The organism is Mammaliicoccus sp. I-M35, from assembly GCF_022386455.1.
Taxonomy (GTDB): Bacteria; Bacillota; Bacilli; order Staphylococcales; family Staphylococcaceae; genus Mammaliicoccus; species Mammaliicoccus sciuri_A.
The window spans coordinates 1-25289 of record NZ_JAJNIL010000015.1 but is presented as its reverse complement, the minus strand read 5'-3'; the positions used below and the strand labels follow the sequence as shown (position 1 = coordinate 25289).

Annotated in this window: 20 protein-coding genes; 15 read left to right on the top strand and 5 right to left on the bottom strand. The window is 36.0% G+C overall.

Annotated features, from left to right (window positions below):
• Positions 1 to 66 precede the first annotated feature (66 nt).
• The 8 genes from LQ679_RS13650 (at position 67) to tuf (ending at position 13165) form a co-directional block, all read left to right on the top strand.
• Positions 67 to 675: a class I SAM-dependent methyltransferase gene (locus LQ679_RS13650; RefSeq protein WP_239749029.1), complete on the top strand. Its 609-nt coding sequence runs from the start codon at positions 67 to 69 to the stop codon at positions 673 to 675.
• 206 nt (positions 676 to 881) lie between these two features.
• Positions 882 to 4436: a DNA-directed RNA polymerase subunit beta gene (gene rpoB / locus LQ679_RS13645; protein ID WP_037589920.1), complete on the top strand. Its 3555-nt coding sequence runs from the start codon at positions 882 to 884 to the stop codon at positions 4434 to 4436.
• Between the two features lie 100 nt (positions 4437 to 4536).
• The gene (gene rpoC, locus LQ679_RS13640; RefSeq protein WP_037589922.1) at positions 4537 to 8154 is read left to right on the top strand and encodes a DNA-directed RNA polymerase subunit beta'; all 3618 of its coding nucleotides are present in this window, start codon (positions 4537 to 4539) and stop codon (positions 8152 to 8154) included.
• 135 nt (positions 8155 to 8289) lie between these two features.
• On the top strand, positions 8290 to 8544 hold the full coding sequence (locus LQ679_RS13635; protein ID WP_025904865.1) for a ribosomal L7Ae/L30e/S12e/Gadd45 family protein: 255 nt from the start codon (positions 8290 to 8292) through the stop codon (positions 8542 to 8544).
• Positions 8545 to 8635: 91 nt separating this feature from the next.
• Positions 8636 to 9058: a 30S ribosomal protein S12 gene (gene rpsL / locus LQ679_RS13630; protein WP_037589923.1), complete on the top strand. Its 423-nt coding sequence runs from the start codon at positions 8636 to 8638 to the stop codon at positions 9056 to 9058.
• An 85-nt stretch (positions 9059 to 9143) separates the two neighbouring features.
• Positions 9144 to 9614, top strand: coding sequence for a 30S ribosomal protein S7 (gene rpsG / locus LQ679_RS13625; RefSeq protein ID WP_025904867.1), 471 nt, complete (start codon positions 9144 to 9146; stop codon positions 9612 to 9614).
• Positions 9615 to 9756: 142 nt separating this feature from the next.
• Complete coding sequence (gene fusA, locus LQ679_RS13620; protein WP_037589924.1) at positions 9757 to 11838, top strand: elongation factor G; 2082 nt, start codon at positions 9757 to 9759, stop codon at positions 11836 to 11838.
• 136 nt (positions 11839 to 11974) lie between these two features.
• Entirely contained in the window at positions 11975 to 13165 is a 1191-nt protein-coding gene (tuf, locus tag LQ679_RS13615; RefSeq protein WP_037589925.1) for an elongation factor Tu, read from the top strand.
• A gap of 71 nt (positions 13166 to 13236) precedes the next feature.
• Here the strand turns inward: tuf and LQ679_RS13610 are convergent, their stop codons facing one another.
• Genes LQ679_RS13610 through LQ679_RS13600 form a run of 3 tightly spaced genes read right to left on the bottom strand, consistent with a single transcriptional unit; the run spans position 13237 to position 16767 of the window.
• Positions 13237 to 14412 (bottom strand): M20 metallopeptidase family protein, encoded by a 1176-nt coding sequence (locus LQ679_RS13610; protein ID WP_239763342.1) that lies wholly within the window; start codon positions 14410 to 14412, stop codon positions 13237 to 13239.
• Positions 14396 to 15595, bottom strand: coding sequence for an amidohydrolase (locus LQ679_RS13605; RefSeq protein WP_025904871.1), 1200 nt, complete (start codon positions 15593 to 15595; stop codon positions 14396 to 14398). The genes LQ679_RS13610 and LQ679_RS13605 overlap by 17 nt, the downstream gene beginning before the upstream one ends.
• A gap of 2 nt (positions 15596 to 15597) precedes the next feature.
• A complete protein-coding gene (locus LQ679_RS13600) occupies positions 15598 to 16767 on the bottom strand; it encodes an amidohydrolase (RefSeq protein WP_239740189.1) in 1170 nt (389 codons plus the stop codon).
• Between the two features lie 153 nt (positions 16768 to 16920).
• Between LQ679_RS13600 and LQ679_RS13595 the strand changes: the two genes are divergently transcribed.
• The 4 genes from LQ679_RS13595 (at position 16921) to LQ679_RS13580 (ending at position 21681) form a co-directional block, all read left to right on the top strand.
• Positions 16921 to 18108, top strand: a complete 1188-nt coding sequence (locus LQ679_RS13595) for a glycine C-acetyltransferase (protein ID WP_025904873.1) — start codon at positions 16921 to 16923, stop codon at positions 18106 to 18108.
• Positions 18109 to 18736: 628 nt separating this feature from the next.
• Positions 18737 to 19699 (top strand): L-threonine 3-dehydrogenase, encoded by a 963-nt coding sequence (locus LQ679_RS13590; protein WP_037589928.1) that lies wholly within the window; start codon positions 18737 to 18739, stop codon positions 19697 to 19699.
• Between the two features lie 106 nt (positions 19700 to 19805).
• Positions 19806 to 20900 (top strand): branched-chain amino acid aminotransferase, encoded by a 1095-nt coding sequence (locus LQ679_RS13585; protein WP_025904875.1) that lies wholly within the window; start codon positions 19806 to 19808, stop codon positions 20898 to 20900.
• 70 nt (positions 20901 to 20970) lie between these two features.
• Complete coding sequence (locus LQ679_RS13580) at positions 20971 to 21681, top strand: HAD family hydrolase (RefSeq protein WP_239763340.1); 711 nt, start codon at positions 20971 to 20973, stop codon at positions 21679 to 21681.
• Positions 21682 to 21730: 49 nt separating this feature from the next.
• Here LQ679_RS13580 and LQ679_RS13575 read toward each other — a convergent pair whose 3' ends face one another.
• Both LQ679_RS13575 and LQ679_RS13570 read right to left on the bottom strand, forming a co-directional pair.
• Complete coding sequence (locus tag LQ679_RS13575; protein WP_025904877.1) at positions 21731 to 22399, bottom strand: deoxynucleoside kinase; 669 nt, start codon at positions 22397 to 22399, stop codon at positions 21731 to 21733.
• A complete protein-coding gene (locus tag LQ679_RS13570) occupies positions 22389 to 23003 on the bottom strand; it encodes a deoxynucleoside kinase (protein ID WP_204255789.1) in 615 nt (204 codons plus the stop codon). Before LQ679_RS13570 ends, LQ679_RS13575 begins: the two co-directional genes overlap by 11 nt.
• Positions 23004 to 23086: 83 nt before the next feature.
• Between LQ679_RS13570 and tadA the strand changes: the two genes are divergently transcribed.
• The 3 genes from tadA (at position 23087) to LQ679_RS13555 (ending at position 25166) form a co-directional block, all read left to right on the top strand.
• Positions 23087 to 23554: a tRNA adenosine(34) deaminase TadA gene (gene tadA, locus LQ679_RS13565; RefSeq protein ID WP_037589959.1), complete on the top strand. Its 468-nt coding sequence runs from the start codon at positions 23087 to 23089 to the stop codon at positions 23552 to 23554.
• Between the two features lie 59 nt (positions 23555 to 23613).
• Complete coding sequence (locus LQ679_RS13560; RefSeq protein WP_107576865.1) at positions 23614 to 24483, top strand: Cof-type HAD-IIB family hydrolase; 870 nt, start codon at positions 23614 to 23616, stop codon at positions 24481 to 24483.
• A 104-nt stretch (positions 24484 to 24587) separates the two neighbouring features.
• Positions 24588 to 25166, top strand: a complete 579-nt coding sequence (locus tag LQ679_RS13555; RefSeq protein ID WP_037589932.1) for an NADPH-dependent FMN reductase — start codon at positions 24588 to 24590, stop codon at positions 25164 to 25166.
• Positions 25167 to 25289: the final 123 nt, after the last annotated feature.

The following is a 25289-nucleotide window of genomic DNA, read 5'->3' as shown; positions in this document are numbered from 1 at the left end:
AAAAACCCGTTATTATCATGATAACGGGTTTTTATTTACTCATTTAATCAATAAAGAGGTGGCGTAATGAGTCATTATTTTGATAACGATCCAAACGTGAAGTCGGAACGAGAAAGTTTCGATTATTTTTATCGCGATAACAAACTCTCTCTTCAGACAGACCATGGTGTTTTCTCAAAAGGGAAAATAGACTTTGGGTCTGATTTACTCGTAACAACTTTCTTAAATGCAAATCCCCCTGGTCCTAAAAAGAAAATATTGGATGTGGGTTGTGGTTATGGTCCAATAGGTTTAATGTGTGCGAAAGTACTTCCGCATAGTGAAGTGACAATGGTAGATGTTAATGAACGTGCATTGGATTTGGCAAAAGATAATCAACGATCTAACAACATTCAAAATGCTCAGTTGAAAGTAAGTAACTGTTTAGATGGTGTATTAGATTTAGAATTTGATTTTGTATTAACAAACCCTCCAATTAGAGCAGGGAAGGAAATTGTTCATAAAATTCTTGAGCAAAGCATCGAAGTATTATCGAGTGGTGGACAGCTATTAGTTGTAATTCAGAAGAAGCAAGGTATGCCTTCTGCAAAGAAAAAAATGCAAGATGTTTTTGGTAATGCAGAAATAATCGAAAAAAGCAAGGGTTATTACATTTTAAAAAGTGTAAAAGCTTGATTTTGGTGTTTTGTTCTGATATAGTAATAGAATGTTAAAAATTATATTCAATAAGTGTGTACTTTTGCGTCGCCCTTAATTGAATGTTAGGAATAAGTCGTACGAAATAGAAAATGGAATCATTGACTTTCCGTTTTCTTTTTGTCTTATTATATTTATTTTGTAAGGCGCAAAGTTATATTCACAATATTTGAGGGGTGAATCTGTTGACAGGTCAACTTATCCAGTATGGAAGACATCGTGTTCGTAGAAGTTATGCGAGAATTTCCGAGATTTTAGAACTACCTAACTTAATAGAGATTCAAACGAAATCATATGAATGGTTTCTAAAAGAAGGTTTATTAGAAATGTTCCGCGACATTTCTCCAATTGATGATTTTACAGGTAACCTTTCTTTAGAGTTCGTAGATTACCGTCTAGGTGAACCAAAGTATGATTTAGAAGAATCTAAAAACCGTGATGCAACATATGCAGCACCATTACGCGTTAAAGTCCGTTTAATTAACAAAGAAACAGGCGAAGTGAAAGATCAAGAAGTATTCATGGGTGATTTCCCATTAATGACTGACACTGGTACTTTTGTAATTAACGGTGCAGAACGTGTTATTGTATCTCAACTTGTACGTTCACCATCCGTTTACTTCAACGAAAAAGTTGATAAAAACGGTAAAGTGAGTTTTGGAACTACTGTAATTCCTAACCGTGGTGCATGGTTAGAGTATGAAACAGATGCTAAAGATGTTCCTTACGTAAGAATAGACAGAACACGTAAATTACCAATTACAGTATTAATCCGTGCTTTAGGATTCTCATCAGATCAAGAAATCATTGATTTACTTGGTGATAATGAGTATTTAAGAAATGCATTAGACAAAGATAATACTGAAACAACAGACCAAGCATTGCTTGAAATTTATGAGCGTTTACGTCCGGGAGAACCACCAACAGTAGAGAACGCTAAAAGTCTATTATATTCACGTTTCTTTGACCCAAAACGTTATGATTTAGCGGCAGTAGGTCGTTACAAAATGAATAAAAAATTACATCTTAAACATCGTTTATTCAACCAAACTTTAGCTGAACCTATCGTTGATGTTGAAACAGGTGAAATTGCGGCAGAAGAAGGTACTGTTTTAGACCGTCGTAATTTAGATAAAATCATCGATGTTTTAGAATCAAACGCTAATATTCATGTTTATGAACTTAATAGTGGTGTCTTAGATGAGCCAGTAGAAGTTCAAACAGTTAAAATTTATATTCCTGGTGATGAAGAAAAACGTACGACAACAGTGATTGGTAATGCATTCCCTGATGAAGCAGTGAAATGTATTACGCCAGCAGATATTATTTCTTCACTATCATATTTCTTCAACTTGTTACATGGTGTAGGTTACACAGATGACATCGACCATTTAGGTAATCGTCGTCTACGTTCAGTAGGAGAATTACTACAGAACCAATTCAGAATTGGTTTATCACGTATGGAACGTGTTGTACGTGAACGTATGTCAATTCAAGACACTGATTCAATCACACCTCAACAATTAATTAATATTCGTCCAGTAATTGCATCTATTAAAGAATTCTTTGGTAGCTCTCAATTATCTCAATTCATGGACCAAGCAAACCCATTAGCAGAGTTGACGCATAAACGTCGTCTATCAGCATTAGGACCGGGTGGTTTAACTCGTGAGCGTGCTGGTATGGAAGTACGTGACGTTCACTACTCTCACTATGGTCGTATGTGTCCAATTGAAACGCCTGAGGGACCAAACATTGGTTTAATCAACTCATTATCAAGTTATGCAAGAGTTAATGAATTTGGTTTCATTGAAACACCTTATCGTAAGGTAAACATCGAAACAAACCAAGTTACTGACAGAATTGACTACTTAACAGCTGACGAAGAAGACAGCTATGTAGTTGCGCAAGCAAACTCTGTACTTGATGAAACAGGTAAATTCGTAGATGACGAAGTACTTTGTCGTTTCCGTGGGGACAACACTACGAAACCTAAAGAACGTATGGACTACATGGATGTATCTCCTAAACAAGTTGTTTCTGCAGCGACAGCATGTATTCCGTTCTTAGAAAACGATGACTCTAACCGTGCGCTTATGGGTGCGAACATGCAACGTCAAGCGGTACCTTTAATGAACCCAGAAGCACCATTCGTTGGTACTGGTATGGAACACGTAACTGCACGTGATTCAGGTGCAGCAGTAGTTGCTAAGTATAAAGGTAGAGTTGAGCACGTAGAAGCAAAAGAAATCCTTGTTAGACGTATTGTTGAAGAGAACGGTAAAGAGATCGAAACAGAATTAGATCGTTACCCATTATCTAAATTCAAACGTAGTAACTCAGGTACTTGTTACAACCAACGTCCAATCATTGCGAGCGGAGACATTGTTTCTAAAGGTGAAATTTTAGCTGATGGTCCTTCAATGGAACTTGGTGAAATGGCACTTGGACGTAACGTAGTCGTTGGATTCATGACTTGGGACGGTTATAACTATGAGGATGCTGTAATCATGAGTGAACGTCTTGTTAAAGATGATGTTTATACTTCAATTCACGTTGAAGAATATGAATCAGAAGCTCGTGACACTAAATTAGGACCTGAAGAAATCACACGTGATATTCCTAACGTTTCTGACAACGCGCTTAAGAACTTAGATGATCGTGGTATCGTTTATGTTGGTGCTGAAGTTAAAGACGGAGATATCCTAGTTGGTAAAGTAACGCCTAAAGGTGTAACTGAATTAACAGCTGAAGAAAGATTATTACATGCAATCTTTGGTGAAAAAGCTCGTGAAGTTCGTGATACTTCATTACGTGTACCTCATGGTGCAGGTGGTATTGTATTAGATGTTAAAGTATTTAACAGAGAAGAAGGCGATGATTCATTATCTCCAGGTGTAAACCAATTAGTACGTGTATACATCGTTCAAAAACGTAAAATACATGTCGGAGATAAAATGTGTGGTCGTCACGGTAACAAAGGTGTTATCTCACGTATCTTACCTGAAGAAGATATGCCTTACTTACCAGATGGAACACCAATTGACATCATGTTAAACCCATTAGGTGTACCTTCTCGTATGAATATCGGACAAGTATTAGAACTTCATCTTGGAATGGCAGCTAAGAATTTAGGTATTCATGTTGCTTCACCAGTATTTGATGGTGCAAACGATGATGATGTTTGGTCAACTATTGAAGAAGCAGGTATGGCTCGTGATGGTAAAACTGTACTATACGATGGTCGTACTGGTGAACCGTTTGATAACCGTGTATCTGTAGGTGTAATGTACATGCTTAAACTTGCACACATGGTAGACGATAAATTACATGCGCGTTCTACTGGACCATACTCACTTGTTACACAACAACCACTTGGCGGTAAAGCTCAATTTGGTGGACAACGTTTCGGTGAGATGGAAGTATGGGCACTTGAAGCTTACGGTGCAGCATATACTTTACAAGAGATTTTAACTTATAAATCTGATGACACAGTAGGTCGTGTTAAAACTTACGAATCTATCGTAAAAGGAGAAAACATCCCTAAACCAGGTGTTCCTGAATCATTCCGCGTATTAATGAAAGAGTTACAAAGTTTAGGTCTAGACGTTAAAGTTATGGACGAACACGATAACGAAATCGAAATGCGTGATTTAGAAGATGAAGATATGATGGACAAGAAAGTTGATTTAGGTGTTTCACAAGATGCATCAATAGAAGGACAACAAGTAACTGACTAAAAGTTAATAAAGCGCATTTGATTAACCATTTGCGCTTTTCATTTGTTATACATTATCAATCAACCGGCACAACTAATTTAAATTGAAGGAGGTAGGCTCCTTGATTGATGTAAATAATTTCCATTACATGAAAATAGGACTTGCTTCACCTGAAAAGATCCGTTCTTGGTCATTTGGTGAAGTGAAAAAACCAGAAACAATTAACTACCGTACGTTAAAACCTGAAAGAGATGGTTTATTCTGTGAGAAAATTTTTGGTCCAACTAAGGACTGGGAATGTAGTTGTGGTAAATATAAAAGAGTACGCTACAAAGGCATGGTCTGTGACCGTTGTGGTGTAGAGGTTACTAAATCAAAAGTGCGTCGTGAAAGAATGGGGCACATTGAATTAGCAGCTCCAGTTTCACACATTTGGTACTTCAAAGGTATCCCAAGTCGTATGGGACTTTTACTTGATATGTCACCACGTTCACTTGAAGAGGTTATATACTTTGCTTCTTACACTGTAATTGATCCAGGTCCAACTGGATTAGAGAAGAAACAATTATTAACTGAAGGTGAATTCCGTGAGTATTATGATAAATATCCAGGTAAATTCACAGCAAAAATGGGTGCAGAAGCAATCCGTGACTTATTAAGCGATATCGACTTAGATAAAGAATTAAAAGAATTACGTGAAGAATTAGAATCAGCAACAGGACAAAGATTGACAAGAGCAATTAAACGTCTAGAAGTTGTTGAATCATTCCGTCACTCAGGTAATGATCCATCTTGGATGATCTTAGATGTATTACCAATTATTCCACCTGAAATTCGTCCAATGGTTCAATTAGATGGTGGACGTTTCGCAACAAGTGATTTAAATGATTTATACCGTCGTGTTATCAACCGTAATAATCGTTTGAAACGTTTATTAGACTTAGGTGCACCTGGTATTATCGTTCAAAATGAAAAACGTATGTTACAAGAAGCTGTAGATGCTTTAATTGATAATGGTCGTCGTGGTCGTCCAGTAACTGGACCAGGTAACCGTCCATTAAAATCATTGTCACATATGTTAAAAGGTAAACAAGGTCGTTTCCGTCAAAACTTACTTGGTAAACGTGTTGACTATTCAGGTCGTTCAGTTATCGTAGTTGGACCAAACCTTAAAATGTATCAATGTGGTTTACCGAAAGAAATGGCGTTAGAATTGTTCAAACCTTTCATTATGAAAGAACTTGTTGAACGTGAAATTGCTACAAACATCAAGAATGCAAAAGGTAAAATAGAAAGAATGGAAGAAGAAGTTTGGGATGTACTAGAAGATGTTATTAAAGAACATCCAGTACTATTAAACCGTGCACCAACACTTCACCGTTTAGGTATTCAAGCATTTGAACCTACACTAGTTGAAGGTCGTGCAATCAGACTTCATCCACTTGTAACAACTGCTTATAACGCTGACTTTGATGGTGACCAAATGGCTGTCCATGTTCCATTATCAAAAGAAGCACAAGCAGAAGCACGTATGTTAATGCTTGCAGCTCAAAACATCTTGAACCCTAAAGATGGTAAACCAGTCGTAACACCTTCTCAAGATATGGTATTAGGTAACTATTACTTAACACTTGAACGTAAAGGCGCTACAGGAGCTGGTGAAATCTTTAGTGAAACAGATGAAGTTATTAAAGCGTATGTAAATGGTTATGTTCATTTACACTCACGTATAGCTGTTCATGCAAGATCATTAAAGAACCCAACATTTACAGAAGAACAAAACAATAAACTACTTATCACATCTGTTGGTAAAGTGATATTCAATGAAATTATGCCGGATTCATTCCCGTATATTAATGAACCAACGAATTTCAATTTAGAAAAATCAACACCTGACAAATACTTTGTATCACCTACTGATATTCCAGAAGGTGGATTAATCGAGTACTTACAAGATGTTGAACTTGTTAAACCATTTAACAAGAAATTCTTAGGTCAAATCATTGCGGAAATCTTTAATAAATTCCACATTACAGATACATCAGTAATGCTTGATAAGATGAAAGATTTAGGATTTAAATACTCATCTAAAGCTGGTATTACAGTTGGGGTTTCTGACATTGTGGTACTTCCTGATAAACAAGAAATTATTGGAGAAGCAGAAGTCAAAGTAGATAAAGTACAGAAACAGTTTAGCCGTGGTTTAATTACTGAAAGCGAACGTTATGCTGCTGTAATTGAAATTTGGACAAAAGCTAAAGATGATATTCAAGCTAAATTAATGATGTCATTAGACAGCTTAAACCCAATCTTCATGATGAGTGACTCTGGTGCCCGTGGTAACGCATCTAACTTCACTCAATTAGCTGGTATGCGTGGTTTGATGGCTAACCCATCTGGTCGAATTATCGAGTTACCTATTAAATCTTCATTCCGTGAAGGTTTAACAGTACTTGAATACTTCATCTCTACTCACGGTGCGCGTAAAGGTCTTGCCGATACAGCGCTGAAAACTGCCGATTCAGGTTACTTAACACGTCGTCTAGTTGACGTAGCACAAGATGTTATCGTTAGAGAAGAAGACTGTGGAACTGACCGTGGATTACTTGTTTCAGATATTAGAGAAGGATCAGAGTTAATCGAGCCATTCATTGAACGTATTGAAGGTCGTTACTCTAAAGAAACATTACGTCATCCTGAAACAGATGAAGTAATTATTAAAGTTAATGAATTAATAACTGCTGATATTGCTAAACAAATAGTTGATGCAGGTATTACTGAAATGCATATTCGCTCTGCATTTACATGTAACACTCGTCACGGTGTATGTGAAAAATGTTATGGTAAGAACTTAGCAACTGGTGAACAAGTTGAAGTTGGTGAAGCAGTTGGTACAATTGCTGCACAATCAATCGGTGAACCAGGTACTCAGCTTACAATGCGTACATTCCATACAGGTGGTGTAGCAGGTGCCGATATCACTCAAGGTTTACCTCGTATTCAAGAGCTATTTGAAGCACGTAACCCTAAAGGACAAGCTGTTATTTCTGAAATTAATGGTGAAGTAACTGAAATTACGATTGTTAAAGATCGTCAACAAGAAATTAAAGTTAAAGGCGAAAATGAAATCCGTACTTATAACGCACCAGGTACTGCTCGACTTAAAGTTGAAGAAGGTCAATACGTAGAACGTGGTGAAGTTATGACTGAAGGTTCAATCGAACCTAAAGGATTACTAGCTGTTGCAGGCTTAAATGCAACTCAAAGTTACTTACTTAAAGAAGTACAAAAAGTTTACCGTATGCAAGGTGTTGAAATTTCAGATAAACACGTTGAAGTTATGGTTAGACAAATGCTTCGTAAAGTAAGAATTATTGAAGCAGGAGATACTAAACTATTACCAGGTGCATTAGTTGATATTCATACATTCACTGATGCAAACAGAGAAGTATTTGCGACGCGTAAACGTCCAGCAACTGCTAAACCTGTATTACTTGGTATTACGAAAGCATCTCTTGAGACTGAAAGTTTCTTATCAGCTGCTTCATTCCAAGAAACAACAAGAGTACTTACAGATGCTGCTATTAAAGGTAAGCGTGATGACTTACTTGGACTTAAAGAAAATGTTATCATCGGTAAATTGATCCCTGCCGGAACAGGTATGAGAAGATATACTGGTGTTGACTTTGAAAAAGTTGAAAAAGAAGTAGTACCTGAAGAACAAGTTGTAACTGACTAATATATATGGGCTGTTCTAGGTTCCTAGAACAGCTTGTATTTTATTATAAAAACACCTTAAAAATGATTGACTTTATAACTGTGCAATGTTATTATTGTTAAGGTTGATGAAAGCAGACGCTTTGGAGGATATGAAATGTCTAATGAAAAAGCCTTAAGCTTAAATCAAGACAGTTATGTCATTGGTTTAAAACAGACCACTAAAGCATTATTGAAGCATGATGTACGTCAAGTAATCATTGCTCAAGATGTCAATATTCATATTTTGTCGAAAGTGTTATCGATAGCATTTGAGACAGGCGTTCCGATAAGTTATAGTCCTAGTCGACAAGAACTTGGATCACGCTATGGAATAGAAGTTAATGCGACAGTTGTTGCATTGCTTAAATAAATGTGTAAGCTGTGCTTACTATTTTTATTTGACTTAAAATGAACCACCTGGATGTGTGGAATTAAGAAATGAAGAGAGGAGGACATTAAAGATGCCTACTATTAACCAATTAGTACGTAAACCTCGTACTAGCAAAACACAAAAATCAACTGCACCAGCATTAAACAGAGGTTACAATAGCATGAAGAAAAAAATGACTACTGTATACTCTCCTCAAAAACGTGGTGTATGTACTCGTGTAGGAACAATGACACCTAAAAAACCTAACTCAGCTTTACGTAAATATGCTCGTGTTCGTTTATCAAACAACATCGAAGTAAACGCGTATATCCCTGGTATTGGTCACAACTTACAAGAACACAGTGTTGTACTTATTCGTGGTGGACGTGTAAAAGACTTACCTGGTGTGCGTTACCATATCGTACGTGGTGCTTTAGACACTTCTGGTGTTGACGGTCGTATGCAAAGCCGTTCACTTTATGGTGCTAAAAAACCTAAAGCTGCTAAAAAATAATTTGACATTAAATTTCTGTAAATAACAGTTTTTTAAATGACGATAAATCAATTAAACTTTATAATGAGGAAGGAGGATTACGATTATGCCTCGTAAAGGTCCAGTTGCAAAAAGAGATGTTTTACCAGATCCAATTCACAACTCTAAATTAGTAACAAAATTAATCAACAAAATCATGCTTGATGGTAAACGTGGTACTGCTCAAAGAATTCTTTATTCTGCATTCGAACTTGTTCAAGAACGTTCAGGTAAAGATGCTATGGAAGTATTCGATGAAGCTATCAACAACATCATGCCTGTACTTGAAGTTAAAGCTCGCCGTGTAGGTGGTTCAAACTATCAAGTACCTGTAGAAGTACGTCCAGAACGTCGTACTACTTTAGGTTTACGTTGGTTAGTTAACTACGCGCGTCTTCGTGGTGAAAAAACTATGGAAGAGCGTTTAGCTAATGAAATCTTAGATGCTGCCAATAACACTGGTGGTGCTGTTAAGAAACGTGAAGACACTCACAAAATGGCAGAAGCTAACAAAGCGTTTGCTCATTACCGTTGGTAAGATAGAACTTAGAACCCTAAGCGTTAAAATTATAAAGAGGCTTATTTATAGGTCATCTATAGTTTTTTAAACACTTAGGGTATCAAAGTATCTATATAAACAACAACCAAATATCCAATGTTTTGGAAGGAGTAAGAATACTATGGCAAGAGATTTTTCTTTGAAAAACACTCGTAATATCGGTATCATGGCTCACATCGATGCTGGTAAAACTACTACTACTGAACGTATTCTTTATTACACAGGCCGTATCCATAAAATTGGTGAAACACATGAAGGTGCTTCACAAATGGACTGGATGGAACAAGAGCAAGAGCGTGGTATTACAATCACTTCTGCTGCGACTACTGCACAATGGGATGGTCACCGTGTAAACATCATCGATACACCAGGACACGTAGACTTCACAGTTGAAGTTGAACGTTCATTACGTGTACTTGATGGTGCTGTAACTGTTCTTGATGCGCAATCAGGTGTTGAACCTCAAACTGAAACAGTTTGGCGTCAAGCTACAACTTACGGAGTACCTCGTATTGTATTCATTAATAAAATGGACAAAATGGGTGCTAACTTTGAATATTCAGTTGGTACACTACATGAGCGCTTACAAGCAAATGCTCATCCAATTCAGTTACCAATTGGTGCGGAAGACGATTTCAACGCTATTATTGACTTAGTAGAAATGAAATGTTTCCAATACACTAATGACTTAGGTACTGAAATTGACGAAGTTGAGATCCCAGAATCTCACAAACAACAAGCTGAAGAAGCTCGTGAAGCTTTAATTGAAGCTGTTTCTGAATCAAATGACGAATTAATGGAAAAATACTTAGGTGGAGAAGAAATCACAGTTGATGAGCTTAAAGCGGCTATCCGTCAAGCTACTTGTGACGTTGAATTCTACCCAGTATTATGTGGTACAGCATTCAAAAACAAAGGTGTTCAATTAATGTTGGACGCTGTTATTGACTACTTACCATCACCATTAGATGTTAAACCTATTATCGGACATAGAGCTGATAACGAAGATGAAGAAGTAATTGCTAGACCTGATGACTCAGCACCTTTCGCTGCATTAGCGTTTAAAGTAATGACTGACCCATTCGTAGGTAAATTAACATTCTTCCGTGTTTATTCAGGTACAATGGAATCTGGTTCATACGTAAGAAACTCTACTAAAGGTAAACGTGAACGTGTAGGTCGTATCCTACAAATGCACGCTAACTCTCGTGAAGAGATTTCTACTGTATATTCTGGTGACATTGCAGGTGCTGTTGGTCTTAAAGATACTGGTACTGGTGATACTTTATGTGATGAAAAAGATAACATTATCTTAGAATCAATGGAATTCCCAGAACCTGTTATTCACTTATCTGTTGAGCCTAAATCTAAAGCTGACCAAGATAAAATGACTAACGCATTAGTTAAATTACAAGAAGAAGATCCAACATTCCATGCACACACTGACCATGAAACTGGACAAGTTATCATCGGTGGTATGGGTGAATTACATCTTGATATCTTAGTAGACCGTATGAAACGTGAATTCAAAGTAGAATGTACTGTTGGTGCTCCAATGGTATCTTACCGTGAAACGTTCAAAGAATCTGCACAAGTTCAAGGTAAATTCTCTCGTCAATCAGGTGGACGTGGACAATATGGTGATGTTCATATTGAATTCACACCTAACGAACAAGGTGGCGGCTTCGAATTCGAAAATGCTATCGTCGGTGGTGTAGTTCCTCGTGAATACATTCCATCAGTTGAAGCTGGTCTTAAAGATGCTATGGAAAACGGTGTATTAGCTGGATATCCATTAGTTGACGTTAAAGCTAAACTATATGATGGTTCATATCATGATGTCGATTCATCTGAAATGGCCTTCAAAGTTGCTGCGTCATTAGCACTTAAAGAAGCAGCTAAAAAATGTAACCCTGTAATCTTAGAGCCAATGATGAAAGTTGAAATCGTTATGCCTGAAGAATACATGGGAGACATCATGGGTGACGTAACAAGTCGTCGTGGACGTGTTGAAGGTATGGAAGCACGCGGTAACGCTCAAGTTGTTCGTGCATTTGTTCCACTTTCAGAAATGTTCGGTTACGCTACAAACTTACGTTCTAACACTCAAGGTCGTGGTACTTATACTATGGTATTTGATCACTACGAAGAAGTTCCTAAATCAATTTCTGAAGAAATTATCAAGAAAAACAAAGGTGAATAATACATTCGCTTTAATAAATTGATTTTTTCATCAAAATGATTTATAAATTAACTATAGGTTATCCTCATGATGGTGAGTAACCATCATGAGGCTTAAATAAAAAATAATTTTTAATATGAATAGGAGAGATTTCATAATGGCTAAAGAAAAATTTGATCGCTCAAAAACACATGCCAATATTGGTACTATCGGTCACGTTGACCATGGTAAAACTACTTTAACAGCTGCTATCGCAACTGTATTAGCAAAACGTTCTGGTGACGGAGAAGCTCGTTCTTACGACCAAATCGATAACGCTCCAGAAGAAAAAGAACGTGGTATTACAATCAATACTTCACACATCGAATATGAAACTGAAAAACGTCACTATGCGCACGTTGACTGCCCAGGACACGCTGACTATGTTAAAAACATGATCACTGGTGCTGCTCAAATGGACGGCGGTATCTTAGTAGTATCTGCTGCTGACGGTCCAATGCCTCAAACTCGTGAGCACATTCTTTTATCACGTAACGTAGGTGTTCCTGCATTAGTAGTATTCTTAAACAAAGTTGACATGGTTGACGATGAAGAATTATTAGAATTAGTTGAAATGGAAGTTCGTGACTTATTATCTGAATATGACTTCCCAGGCGACGACGTTCCTGTAATTGCTGGTTCAGCATTAAAAGCATTAGAAGGCGACGAAGCTTACGAAGATAAAATCATGGAATTAATGGAAGCTGTTGATACATTCATTCCAACTCCAGAACGTGACTCTGACAAACCATTCATGATGCCAGTTGAGGACGTATTCTCAATCACTGGTCGTGGTACTGTTGCTACAGGCCGTGTTGAACGTGGTCAAATCACTGTTGGTGAAGAAGTTGAAATCATCGGTTTAACTGAAGAATCTTCTAAAACAACTGTAACTGGTGTTGAAATGTTCCGTAAATTATTAGACTTCGCTGAAGCTGGAGATAACATCGGTGCATTATTACGTGGTGTTGCTCGTGAAGACGTTAACCGTGGTCAAGTATTAGCTAAACCAGGTTCAATCACACCTCACACTAAATTCAAAGCTGAAGTTTATGTATTATCTAAAGACGAAGGTGGACGTCATACTCCATTCTTCACAAACTACCGCCCACAATTCTATTTCCGTACTACTGACGTAACTGGTGTAGTTAACTTACCAGAAGGTACTGAAATGGTTATGCCTGGCGACAACGTTGAAATGGACGTTGAATTAATTTCACCAATCGCTATTGAAGACGGTACTCGTTTCTCAATCCGTGAAGGTGGACGTACAGTTGGATCAGGCGTTGTTACAATCATCGAAGCTTAATTCGATATTGAACAAACTTGATTAAACAAAATAAAAGCCGAGACATTAAGTTGTCTCGGTTTTTTTATTGCTTATTTTTCTAATTCATCACTATGTTCAATAATAGATAAGAATAATTTGACGCTATTTTGTAGTGCTTGTTCATCTAAATCGAATTTTGGATGGTGATGCGGATAAGTCGCTTTAAGTGCTTCGTTACCTACACCAGTAAAGAAATATGTTCCTGGAACATGTTGTAAGAAATAACCAACATCTTCGCCACCTAAAGAAGGAGGGAAATCGAAAGCTTCTTCAACTGAATCAATTTCTGATGCAAGTTTTTTAGCCCATTCTGTTTCTTTCTCATGATTTACTACTGGTGGATAGCCATCGTGATATTTCAAATGACATTTAACACCATAACTTGATTCGATACCGTTTAATATACCGTTCAAACGTTCTTTAATTTGATCTTTAACGTATGGTAAATATGTTCTAATAGTGCCTGATAATTGAACTTTATCTGCGATTACATTGAATGCATTACCACCTTTAAATGTTCCGAACGTTACGACAGCCGATTCTAAAGGATCTACTGTTCTTGAAACGATACTTTGTGCTTGGACAATCAATGAAGATGCAGCAACGATAGGATCTTTAGCTAGTTGAGGCATAGCACCATGTCCGCCTAGTCCTTGTATATCAATTTCAAATGAATCAGCTGCAGCATATGCTGGTCCAGAACAAAATCCAACTTTATTCGCTTCAATATGACTTGCTGTATGTGTTCCGAAGACATAATCCACACCATCGAGTGCACCGGCTTCTACCATCGCTTTAGCGCCACCTGGAAGTGACTCTTCAGCGTGTTGATGGATTAACACGACATTCCCATGAATATCTTGCTCATGCTTTTTAAGTATTTTTGCAGTGATGAGTAAACTTGCTGTATGCGCATCATGACCACAAGCATGCATCACACCATCGACTTTAGATTTATAAGGTACATCTTTCTCGTCTTGAATTGGCAATGCATCAAAATCAGCTCTTAATGCAATCGTTGGGCCTTCATGTCCGCCTTTTATATAACCTAACAAGCCATTACCACCGACATCTCTTTTAACTTCAATTCCAAGGTTTTCAAGATAATCAGCTATGTATTTCTTTGTATTTTCTTCTTGAAAAGAAAGTTCGGGATGCTGGTGTAAATGTCTTCTAATTTCTATTAATTCATCCATGTATTGATTAACTTCAGTCGTTAATGTCATGAATATCATTCCTTTCCATAAACTTAAATGTTGTGAGTAAGAAGATGCGTACAGCGTTTATTAAGCCTTGCTCATCAATATCAAACTTTGGATGGTGATGAGGGAAGTCAGCTTTGAAATGTTCGTTTCTTGTGCCTGTATAGAAAAATGCACCGGGAACACGCTGTTGATAATAAGAAAAATCTTCTCCACCTAAACTTGCTTCTAATTCTACGAGTTCTTCAACGCTATCAATTTCTTTAGTCGCTTCTAATATAAGATCAGTTTCACGTTCCGTGTTAATGACAGGGGGATACCCTTTACTATATTTCAAGTCGTAAGTAACATCAGTAGAAGTCGCAATGCCTTCTAATACTTTCTTAAACCCTTCTATGACACTATTTTGTGTATCTGAGTCGAAAGTTCTAATCGTTCCACCAATTTTGCATGTATCTGGTATGACATTATTCGTTTCTCCAGCATTGAACATTGTAATGGATAAAACGGCAGGAGAGAGTGCACTTGTTTTACGTGAAACAATGTATTGTAAATCGTTACATAATTGTATACCTGCAGCGAGTGGATCAATTAATTGATCTGGATGAGCAGCATGTCCACCTCTACCTTTCAAAGTAATCCAGAAGTCATCCGGAATACCTGTCGTTGTACCGTATTTATAGCCGATTTTACCAACATCTAAATGACTAGATACATGTTGCCCGATAATCGCATCAACGCCTGTTAAACACCCATCAGCAATCATTTGAATAGCACCACCAGGATCGACTTCTTCAGCATGTTGGTGAATAAAGACAACGCGACCATTAATTTCATCTTTATGTTCAGATAAAATTTTCGCAGTCATTAACAATACAGCCGTATGGGCATCGTGACCACAAGCGTGCATGACACCATCAACAGTTGATTTGTAAGGTACTTCCTTTTCATCTTGGATAGGTAATGCATCAAAATCAGCTCTAATCGCTAATGTAGGACCTTCTTTATCCTTATTTAATGTACCTACAACACCGCGTCCACCGACACCTTCACGAACGTCAATGCCTAATTCTCTTAAGTAATGTGCAATATAAGCAGGTGTCTTCACTTCTTCAAAAGATAATTCTGGATTCATATGTAAATATCTTCTGATTTCAATCATTTCATCATAATAGTCTTCAACTTTTTGTAATAAAATATTTTTCATTCTTATAGAACACCTTCTATCTCAAGTACTTGAATAAACATTTGCGTTGTCGTCTTCATCGCTTCTTCGTCTAAATCAAACATAGGATGATGATGAGGGGCAGTTGAGCCTTTATCTTCATTACCACTACCTGTTAGGAAGAAACAACCAGGACGATTAAGTAAGTAGTATGAGAAATCTTCACCTATCATCATAGGAGGGATGTCTTCATAAGTTAAGTCTAAGCGCTCAGCAGCTTCTTTAACCACTTCATATTGTTCTTCGTGATTGACGACTGTAGGATACCCTCTACGGTATTCAAAGTCATAAGTCGCGTTATTGGCTAAACAAATTCCTTTTAGGACACGTTCAAGCTCAGCTTCTATTGTGTCTTTAACTTCTGGTTTAAATGTTCTAACAGTACCCGCTAAAGTAGCTGTATCACTAATAACATTAAATGCAGTACCCGCATCTACTTTCCCAACTGTAATCACACCTCGATCTATTGGGTCTAAGTTTCGAGAAATGATTTTTTGGATGCTAGAAATGTATTCAGCAACGATTACAATTGGATCGATTGATGTATGAGGTTTAGCACCGTGACCACCTTTACCTTGAATGGTCACTTCAAAGTAGTCAGGTGATGCCATCATTTCATTAGGACGTGTCTTAATTGAAGATGTTTCATGACCACTCCAAAAATGGTTTCCATAAACTTTATCCACACCTTCTAATGCGCCATCATCAACCATTGGACTAGCACCACCAGGACTTAATTCTTCTGCATATTGAAAAATAAAAACAACATTCCCTTTAAGCAAATGTTGATGTTCATGCAGTATTTCACAGAATGTTAAGAGTGTAGCGGTATGACCGTCATGACCACAAGCATGCATTACACCATCAACAGTCGATTTATAAGGTACGTCTTTTTCATCTTGAATAGGTAAAGCATCAAAGTCAGCGCGAAATGCGATTGTTTGTCCAGGTTCATTCCCTGTTAATTTAGCGACAATACCACGTTCCCCGACTGGCGCTTTAATCTCTAATTTATCTAGTTTTTTTAATTCAGATAAAATAAAATCATGAGTTTTTTCCTCATGATAGGATAGTTCAGGATTTTTATGCATATATCTTCTGATGTCTACAAGTCGATCGAATTTTTTATCTACTTCTTCTTTCCAATTAACCATTCATAAACCTTCTTTCAGTTCTTTAAAAATATAATATGATAATTGTAGCAAAATTTATAGAAAATTTAAACAATTCAATTTGAGATGATAACGCTTAATTCTTTGATTTTGATGTGTTATGATTGAGAAAAAGTGCTAAAGGAGAAGGTTTAAATGGTACAAACATTAGATTCATTCTTACAAACAAATTTAAATGAATTAAAAGACAATGGCCTATATAACGAGATTGATGTCGTTGAAGGTGCAAATGGTGCTGAGATTACAATTGGAGGTAAAAATTACATTAACTTATCTTCAAATAACTATCTTGGATTAGCAACAGATGAAGATTTAAAGAAAGCTGCTAAAGATGCGATAGATTCTCACGGTGTAGGTGCGGGGGCAGTACGTACAATTAACGGTACATTAGACTTACACAGAGAACTTGAAGAAACTTTAGCTCAGTTCAAAGGTACGGAAAGTGCAATCGCATACCAATCAGGCTTTAACTGTAACATGGCTGCTATTTCAGCTGTTATGAATAAAAATGATGCAATCTTATCTGATGAATTAAACCATGCTTCAATTATTGATGGTTGTCGTTTATCTAAAGCAAAAATTATTCGTGTTAATCACTCAGATATGGATGATTTAAGAGCGAAAGCTAAAGAAGCGGTTGAATCAGGTCAATATAATAAAGTTATGTACATTACAGATGGCGTATTCTCAATGGATGGAGACGTAGCAAAATTACCTGAAATTGTAGAAATTGCTGAAGAATTTGGTTTAATCACATATGTTGATGACGCGCATGGTTCTGGTGTAATGGGTAAAGGCGCAGGAACAGTTAAACATTTCGGGCTTCAAGACAAAATTGATTTCCAAATCGGAACACTATCAAAAGCAATTGGTGTTGTAGGTGGTTATGTAGCTGGTACTAAAGATTTAATCGACTGGTTAAAAGTTGCTTCAAGACCATTCTTATTCTCAACTTCATTAGCACCTGGGGATACTAAAGCTATTACAGAATCAGTGAAAAAATTAATGGCCTCTACAGAATTACATGATAAATTATGGGATAACGCTAATTACTTAAAAGAAGGCTTAAAAGCAAAAGGCTTTGATATCGGTCATTCAGAAACACCAATTACACCTGTAATTATCGGTGAAGAGAAAAAAGCTCAAACATTTAGTAAGAGATTAATGGACGAAGGTGTGTATGCGAAAGCAATCGTATTCCCAACAGTTCCAAGAGGCACAGGCCGTGTAAGAAACATGCCAACAGCTGCTCACACTAAAGAACAATTAGATCAAGCAATTGATATTTATGAAAAAATCGGTAAAGAATTAGGATTACTATAATTAATATTTCATCAAGCGCATGGGACAAATGTATACGTCCCATGCGCTTTTAATTTATAGCGATTCAGGCGATAGTTAGTAACAAAACTCTGTACATTTGTAATTAAGGAGGGCGTTAGTAACAAAACTCTGTACATTTGTAATTAAGGAGGGCGTTAGTAACAAAACTCAGAACTTTTGTAATTAAGGAGGCTGTTAGTAACAAAACTTCGCACTTTTGTAATTAAGGAGGGCGTTAGTAACAAAACTTCGCACTTTTGTAATTAAGGAGGGCGTTAGTAACAAAACTCTGTACTTTTGTAATTAAGGAAGGCGTTAGTAACAAAACTCTGTACTTTTGTAATTAAGGGAGCCGTTAGTAACAAAACTCTGAACTTTTGTAATTAAGGGAGCCGTTAGTAATAAAACTAAGTACTTTTGTAACGAAACGTACCGTAACTAACATTTTATTCTCGACTTATGTATTACAATACGATTGTTTTTTTGTATTAGGTAACTTTATTTATCTTTCTAATGTACTTCTGAAGTATACAAAACGATAAAAATATAGTAAAATATCATTGAAGAAAGCGCTTTTGTCTTTCTTGTGCGTACAAATGAACATTTCAACAATACAGGAGGATTTAAAATGAAAAAGATAATAATCACTGGGGCGTTAGGACAAATAGGGACAGAATTAGTTATAAAGTTAAGAAATAAATATGGTAATGAAAATGTATTAGCGACTGATATTAGAGAACCAGAAAGTGATAGCGAAATTAATAATGGACCATTTGAAATTTTAGATGTTACAGATCAAGAAAGATTTCATGAATTAGTTAAAAATTTCAATGCAGATACTTTAATGCATATGGCGGCATTACTTTCAGCAACTGCTGAAAAGAATCCACTATTCGCTTGGAATTTAAATATGGGTGGATTAGTGAATGCACTTGAAATAGCACGTGAATTCGATATGCAATTCTTCACACCAAGTTCAATCGGTGCGTTTGGACCAAATACACCTAAAGATATGACTCCACAAGTTACAATACAAAGACCAACTTCAATGTATGGTGTAAACAAAGTAGCTGGGGAATTATTATGTGACTATTACTACACGAAATTTGGCGTAGATACTAGAAGTATGAGATTTCCTGGGTTAATCTCTTATGTTAAAGAACCAGGTGGCGGTACAACTGACTATGCAGTGGAAATTTATTTCAAAGCTATCAGAGAAGGAAGATATGACAGCTATATAGATAAAGGTACATTTATGGATATGATGTTCATGGATGATGCTATTGATGCAATCATTAAATTGATGGAAGCGGATAGTTCACGATTAATTAACCGTAATGCATACAATGTGAGCGCAATGAGCGTTGATCCTGAGACAATTAAAGCTGCTATCCAAAAACATATGCCTGATTTCGAATTAGGTTATGATGTGGATCCAGAAAGACAAGCAATTGCTGATAGCTGGCCAAATTCTATTGATTCAACTTGCGCGAAAGAAGAGTGGGACTTCTCACCAACTTATGATTTAGAAAAAATGACTTCATTAATGCTTAAAGCTATTGAAGAAAAAGATAATTTAGCTAAACAGTAATTTTATTGTGTATATTTTTTAAATTTTCCAAAAATTCATTGAATAACGCCTCTATGACTGATATACTTGATAACATTAATTATTAATTAGCCTAGGAGGAATCATTATGACAGAAACATTTTACGTAGAAAAGCGTGAACAGCTTAAAGAGAAACCGGATTTTTCAAATTTGGTCTTTGGCGAAATCTTTACTGATTATATGCTATCTATGTCATATAAACAGGGTGAAGGCTGGTCAGAGCCTAAAATAATTCCATATGGGCCGATTACGTTGTCACCAAGTGCGCAAGGGCTTCATTATGGACAAACAGTGTTCGAAGGTATGAAAGCATATAAAGATGGTGATGAAGTTACGTTATTCAGACCTGACCAAAATTTCAAGCGAATTAATTTATCTTTAAAAAGACTTGAAATGCCTCAAATCGATGAAGAAAAAGTGTTAAACGGTTTAATTCAACTTATTGATTTAGAGCGCGATTGGATTCCAAGTGGAGAAGGTCAATCTTTATATGTTAGACCATTTGTATATGCAACTGAACCATACTTAGGTGTGCGTTCTTCTACGGACTACGAATTTTTAGTAATACTTTCTCCAGTAGGCGCTTATTACGGTGATGATCAAATGAAACCAACAAGTATATATGTTGAAGATGAATATGTACGTGCTGTAAGAGGTGGCGTTGGATTTGCTAAATGTGGTGGTAACTACGCAGCAAGTTTAATCGCGCAAACACGTGCTAATGAACTCGGATTTGATCAAGTATTATGGTTAGACGGCGTTGAACAAAAATACATCGAAGAAGTCGGAAGTATGAATATATTCTTCGTCATCGATGGCAAAGTTGTAACACCTGAGTTGAATGGTAGTATTTTACCAGGTATTACACGTAAAACAGTTCTCGAACTTGCTCGAGAGTTAGGTTATGAAACTGAAGAGAAACGATTATCTATTGATGATATTATAAATGCTCATCATGATGGTCGTTTAACAGAAATTTTCGGGACAGGAACTGCAGCAGTTATTTCTCCAGTAGGATTCCTAAAATACGAAGAAGCTGAAATTACAATTAATAATAATGAAATCGGTCCGGTTACTCAAACGTTATTTGATGAATATACAGCAATCCAAACAGGTAAGAAAGAAGATAAACATGGTTGGAGAGTTGTTGTAGGACAAGAAAGCCACATTGAAATTGTGTAAATAAATTCAATAATAAGAAGAGAGTCTGAGACAGTATCTGTAGCAGGCTCTTTTTTAAAGGAGTAAAGTGATGATTAAATGGTTATTATTTGATAAAGACGGGACATTGCTTAAGTTTGATGAAACATGGTCTGAAATATCACTTGTGATGATCGATCGCTTTGTTGAGAAATATCATATAGAGCAAAAACAAGCATTACAAGAAGCGTTAGGATATGTAGATGGACAATTTCTATCAAGTGGTATATTAGCATCAGGAACATTAGCTGATATCGTACGTGTGTTTACACAATTTGCAGAAAATGCTGATCCAAAAGAAATTGAAGACTGGACAGTACAACTGAGCAAAGATTTAATCGCAGAGTACGAGCCAGAAACAATCGTTATAGAAGGAATGGTAGAAACATTAACCGCATTTAAAGAGAAATCATACCAAATCGCAATTATTACAAGTGATGATATCGACGGGACAAATAGATTTATTCAAGATGCAGGTGTAGGTCATTTAATAGATGAAAAAATAACAGCATCTATTAACGGTTATCAAAAGCCAAATCCAAAAATGGTAGAAGACTTTTATGAAAAATGGAACGTATCACCAGACGAAATTGTGATTATAGGCGATACACCAACAGACATACAAATGGGTAAGAATGCACACTTCAAGAAAGTTATTGGCGTTCTGAGCGGTACGGGTAATAAAGAAGATTTATCAGATGCAGACTTTATTTATCAAGATATTAATGAATTTTACGCACAAGAAGCGGAATGGAGTAAATAAAATAAATGGCCATAAATATGCTTATAACAGCATGTTTATGGCCATTTTATTATTTCACGCGTGTATCGATTGAACGATGTGTCTCAATGACATGCGCGATTTTATCTATAATATGGTTAATGGAATCTGGATCTTCATATAAGTCATAGTCGTTAATATTTACACGTACAACTGGACATTCTGTAAAGTTGTTAATCCAATTATCATAACGTGAGAATAATTTTTTCCAATATGCTTCATCTGTTTCGATTTCCATTTGACGTCCACGTCTTTGGATACGTTGGATGACATCATTATAGTCACATTCTAAATAGATTAATGCGTCTGGTTTAGGGAAGTAAGGTGTCATAACCATTGCTTCAAATAATTCTCTATACGTCGCATAATCTTCTTCAGTCATTGTGCCTTGTTCTTCGTGCATTTTAGCAAATATATCAACGTCTTCATATATTGAACGGTCTTGGATAAATCCGCCACCATATTCGAACATTCTCTTTTGTTCTTTAAAGCGTTCTGCTAAAAAGTAAATTTGTAGATGGAAGCTCCAACGTTCAAAGTCGTGATAAAATTTTTCTAAATAAGGGTTGTTATCGACTTTCTCAAAAGAAGTCTTGAAATTTAGTCGTTCGCTAAGTGCTTGTGTTAAAGATGATTTTCCAACACCAACAGTACCAGCAATAGTGATGATAGCATCATTTGGTATGACTTTATTTGTCATGTATAATCTCTCCAATCAAAGGTTGTAATAAGTTTAAGACTTGTTGATAATCTGCGGTGTTATTCACGAAATCTAATTGAGAAGTATCGATTTGAATAGCATCAATTTCGTTTTTTACTTCTTCATAAAATTGATTATAGTCACGTTTAAGTTGAGCTAAATAATCATTTTCAATTTGAGTTTCGTACGATCTATTTCGATGGGCAATTCGTTGTTGAAGTACTTCGAGGGATGCATCGAGAAAGATAATTTGGTCAGGCATGCGAATATCTTCAGTTAAGATATCATAAATTCTACTAAATTTATCAAATTCAGTTTCATTTAATGTGTTTTTAGCGAAAATCTTATTTTTAAAGATATGATAGTCGCTCACAATACCATTAATATTTTCTAAATCGGTTAACTGTTTGTAACGATGACACAAGAAGAACATTTCGGTTTGAAAGCTCCATTTAGAAATATCGTCATAAAAATCACTTAAATATGGATTCTCATCAACAATTTCAAATTCTTCAGTGTAATGGAGCGCTTCAGCAAGCTTTTTCGTTAAAGAGCTTTTCCCGACGCCGATTGGTCCTTCAATTGCGATAAAGGTTTTTTTCATATATATCTCTCCAGATGTTAAAATAGACATACCTATTCTATCACAAATTAAACGGAGTGAAATGTGACGTGCATGAAAAATATATGAAACTTGCAATTGAAGAAGCAAAAAAAGCTTGGGCAATGGATGAAGTACCGATTGGCGCAATAATTGTTTATAAAGATGAAGTAATTGGCAGAGGGCATAATTTAAGAGAACATGATCAAAGTCCTGTAGCGCACGCTGAGATGATAGCGATACAAGAAGCGGCCAAGCACCTTAATTCATGGCGTCTTGAAGAGACAACTTTATATGCTACGTTAGAGCCTTGTGTGATGTGTTCAGGCGCTATTGTTATGAGTAGAATTCCTCATGTCGTATACGGCGCGACAGATTTAAAAGGTGGTTGTAGTGGTAGCTTAATGAATCTAATAGAAGATACACGATTCAATCATCGAGCAACAGTTGAAAGAGGAGTACTCGAACAAGAATGTGGAGATATGTTACGAACATTTTTTAAGGAAAAAAGGATTTTAAAAAAACAAATCAAGCAGAATAATACAGATTCATAGAGATTATTACGGTTATTTGTTAAAATTTATGTTGAATATAAAGAAAAGAGGTTACTTTCATGATTAAGTTAATCGCAACAGATATGGATGGTACTTTATTAAACGCTGCACATGAAGTTTCTAATGAAAATTATGAAGCAATAAAGTATGCACAATCTAAAGGGATAACTGTCGTTATAGCTACGGGTAGAGCATTTTATGAAGCAAACAGTCCAATTGAAAAAACAGATTTAACATTACCATATATTTGTTTAAATGGTGCAGAAGTAAGAGATGAAGAATTCAACATCGTTCATACATCTAAATTAACACGTCCATTAATCAACAAAATCACAGGCGTCTTAAATAAAGAAGATATTTATTATCAAGTATATACAAACTTCGGTATATATACAGAAGACCCAGAAAAAGATTTAGAAATCTACGTTGATATCGCTGAAAAAGCAGGTCAAAAAGCAGATGTTAAGAAAATTCGTGCCAACATTCAAAGTAGAATTGACAACGGTACTTTAAAAACTGTTGATAGCTACGATGAAATCGAAAATAGACCAGGCGAAATCATTTTGAAAATATTAGCATTCGCGAGTGACTTATCTAAAATTGATAGAGCCAAAGCTGAAATTTCAGAATCAAAAAGTTTAGCTGTATCTTCATCATCAAGAGGGAATATCGAAATTACGCATTCAGATGCTCAAAAAGGTATCGCTTTAGAAGAAATCGCAAATCAATTAAACATCCCAATGTCAGACGTAATGGCAATTGGCGATAATTTAAATGACGTTTCTATGTTAGAAAAAGCAGGCTATGCAGTTGCCATGGAAAATGGTGCACCCGAAGTTAAAGAGATAGCAGATTATGTTACAGACACTAATGAACATAGTGGTGTAGGTAAAGCGATTATACATGCACTCAAAGATTATGACCGCTAAAACATCGTCCAAAAGAATGATTTTTCTATAAATTTGAATTCATACTTTTTTTGTATGTTATAATGGTCGGTAATGATAATCATTAAAATTTTGAGGTGACAACATTGAAAGTATTACTTATTGTAGGTAGCGCAAAACAATATTCACATACACATGCACTAGCACAATTTGTTCGAGGTAATTTAGAAGAACAAGGTGCAGAAGTAACATTGTTTGATTTATATGATAAACCAATACCGTTTTTAGATGTATCAGGCAAGCATTTAAATGACGAACGCGTTAAAGATAATGTAAATGAATTACGTGAGAAAGCTGAAGAAGCCGATGCAATTATTATCGGTACGCCAAATTATCACGGTTCATATTCAGGTATACTGAAAAATGCATTAGATCATTTAACGATGGATCAATTTAAAATGAAACCTGTTGGCTTAATATGTAACAGTGGTGGTATGCGCAGTACAGAACCATTATCACATTTACGTATTATTATGAGAAACTTATTAGGTATCGCAGTGCCAGTTCAAATCTCAACACAAGATGCAGACTATGGTAAAACAGAAGACGGCACATATTATGTAGATGTAGATGATATTAAATTACGCGTTAAATTATTTACAGAACAAATCACAAAATTAATACAAAATAACCCATGGATTGAAACAGAAGAAGTAAATTCATAATAAGAGGAGAGCAACAGCTTAGGCTGTTGCTCCAGACTGTGGACAAACTGAACTTAAATTTATAAGTTCAGTTTGTTTTTTTATATGGATTAATATTTTCCACTAAAATCATGATTAAACTAC

Coding starts and splice junctions, on each gene's coding strand:
- LQ679_RS13650 (WP_239749029.1), top strand. CDS start 67: ATGAGTCATTATTTTGATAACGATCCAAACGTGAAGTCGGAACGAGAA.
- LQ679_RS13635 (WP_025904865.1), top strand. CDS start 8,290: ATGTCTAATGAAAAAGCCTTAAGCTTAAATCAAGACAGTTATGTCATT.
- rpsL (WP_037589923.1), top strand. CDS start 8,636: ATGCCTACTATTAACCAATTAGTACGTAAACCTCGTACTAGCAAAACA.
- rpsG (WP_025904867.1), top strand. CDS start 9,144: ATGCCTCGTAAAGGTCCAGTTGCAAAAAGAGATGTTTTACCAGATCCA.
- fusA (WP_037589924.1), top strand. CDS start 9,757: ATGGCAAGAGATTTTTCTTTGAAAAACACTCGTAATATCGGTATCATG.
- tuf (WP_037589925.1), top strand. CDS start 11,975: ATGGCTAAAGAAAAATTTGATCGCTCAAAAACACATGCCAATATTGGT.
- LQ679_RS13610 (WP_239763342.1), bottom strand. CDS start 14,412: ATGACATTAACGACTGAAGTTAATCAATACATGGATGAATTAATAGAA.
- LQ679_RS13605 (WP_025904871.1), bottom strand. CDS start 15,595: ATGAAAAATATTTTATTACAAAAAGTTGAAGACTATTATGATGAAATG.
- LQ679_RS13600 (WP_239740189.1), bottom strand. CDS start 16,767: ATGGTTAATTGGAAAGAAGAAGTAGATAAAAAATTCGATCGACTTGTA.
- LQ679_RS13595 (WP_025904873.1), top strand. CDS start 16,921: ATGGTACAAACATTAGATTCATTCTTACAAACAAATTTAAATGAATTA.
- LQ679_RS13590 (WP_037589928.1), top strand. CDS start 18,737: ATGAAAAAGATAATAATCACTGGGGCGTTAGGACAAATAGGGACAGAA.
- LQ679_RS13585 (WP_025904875.1), top strand. CDS start 19,806: ATGACAGAAACATTTTACGTAGAAAAGCGTGAACAGCTTAAAGAGAAA.
- LQ679_RS13580 (WP_239763340.1), top strand. CDS start 20,971: ATGATTAAATGGTTATTATTTGATAAAGACGGGACATTGCTTAAGTTT.
- LQ679_RS13575 (WP_025904877.1), bottom strand. CDS start 22,399: ATGACAAATAAAGTCATACCAAATGATGCTATCATCACTATTGCTGGT.
- LQ679_RS13570 (WP_204255789.1), bottom strand. CDS start 23,003: ATGAAAAAAACCTTTATCGCAATTGAAGGACCAATCGGCGTCGGGAAA.
- tadA (WP_037589959.1), top strand. CDS start 23,087: ATGAAACTTGCAATTGAAGAAGCAAAAAAAGCTTGGGCAATGGATGAA.
- LQ679_RS13560 (WP_107576865.1), top strand. CDS start 23,614: ATGATTAAGTTAATCGCAACAGATATGGATGGTACTTTATTAAACGCT.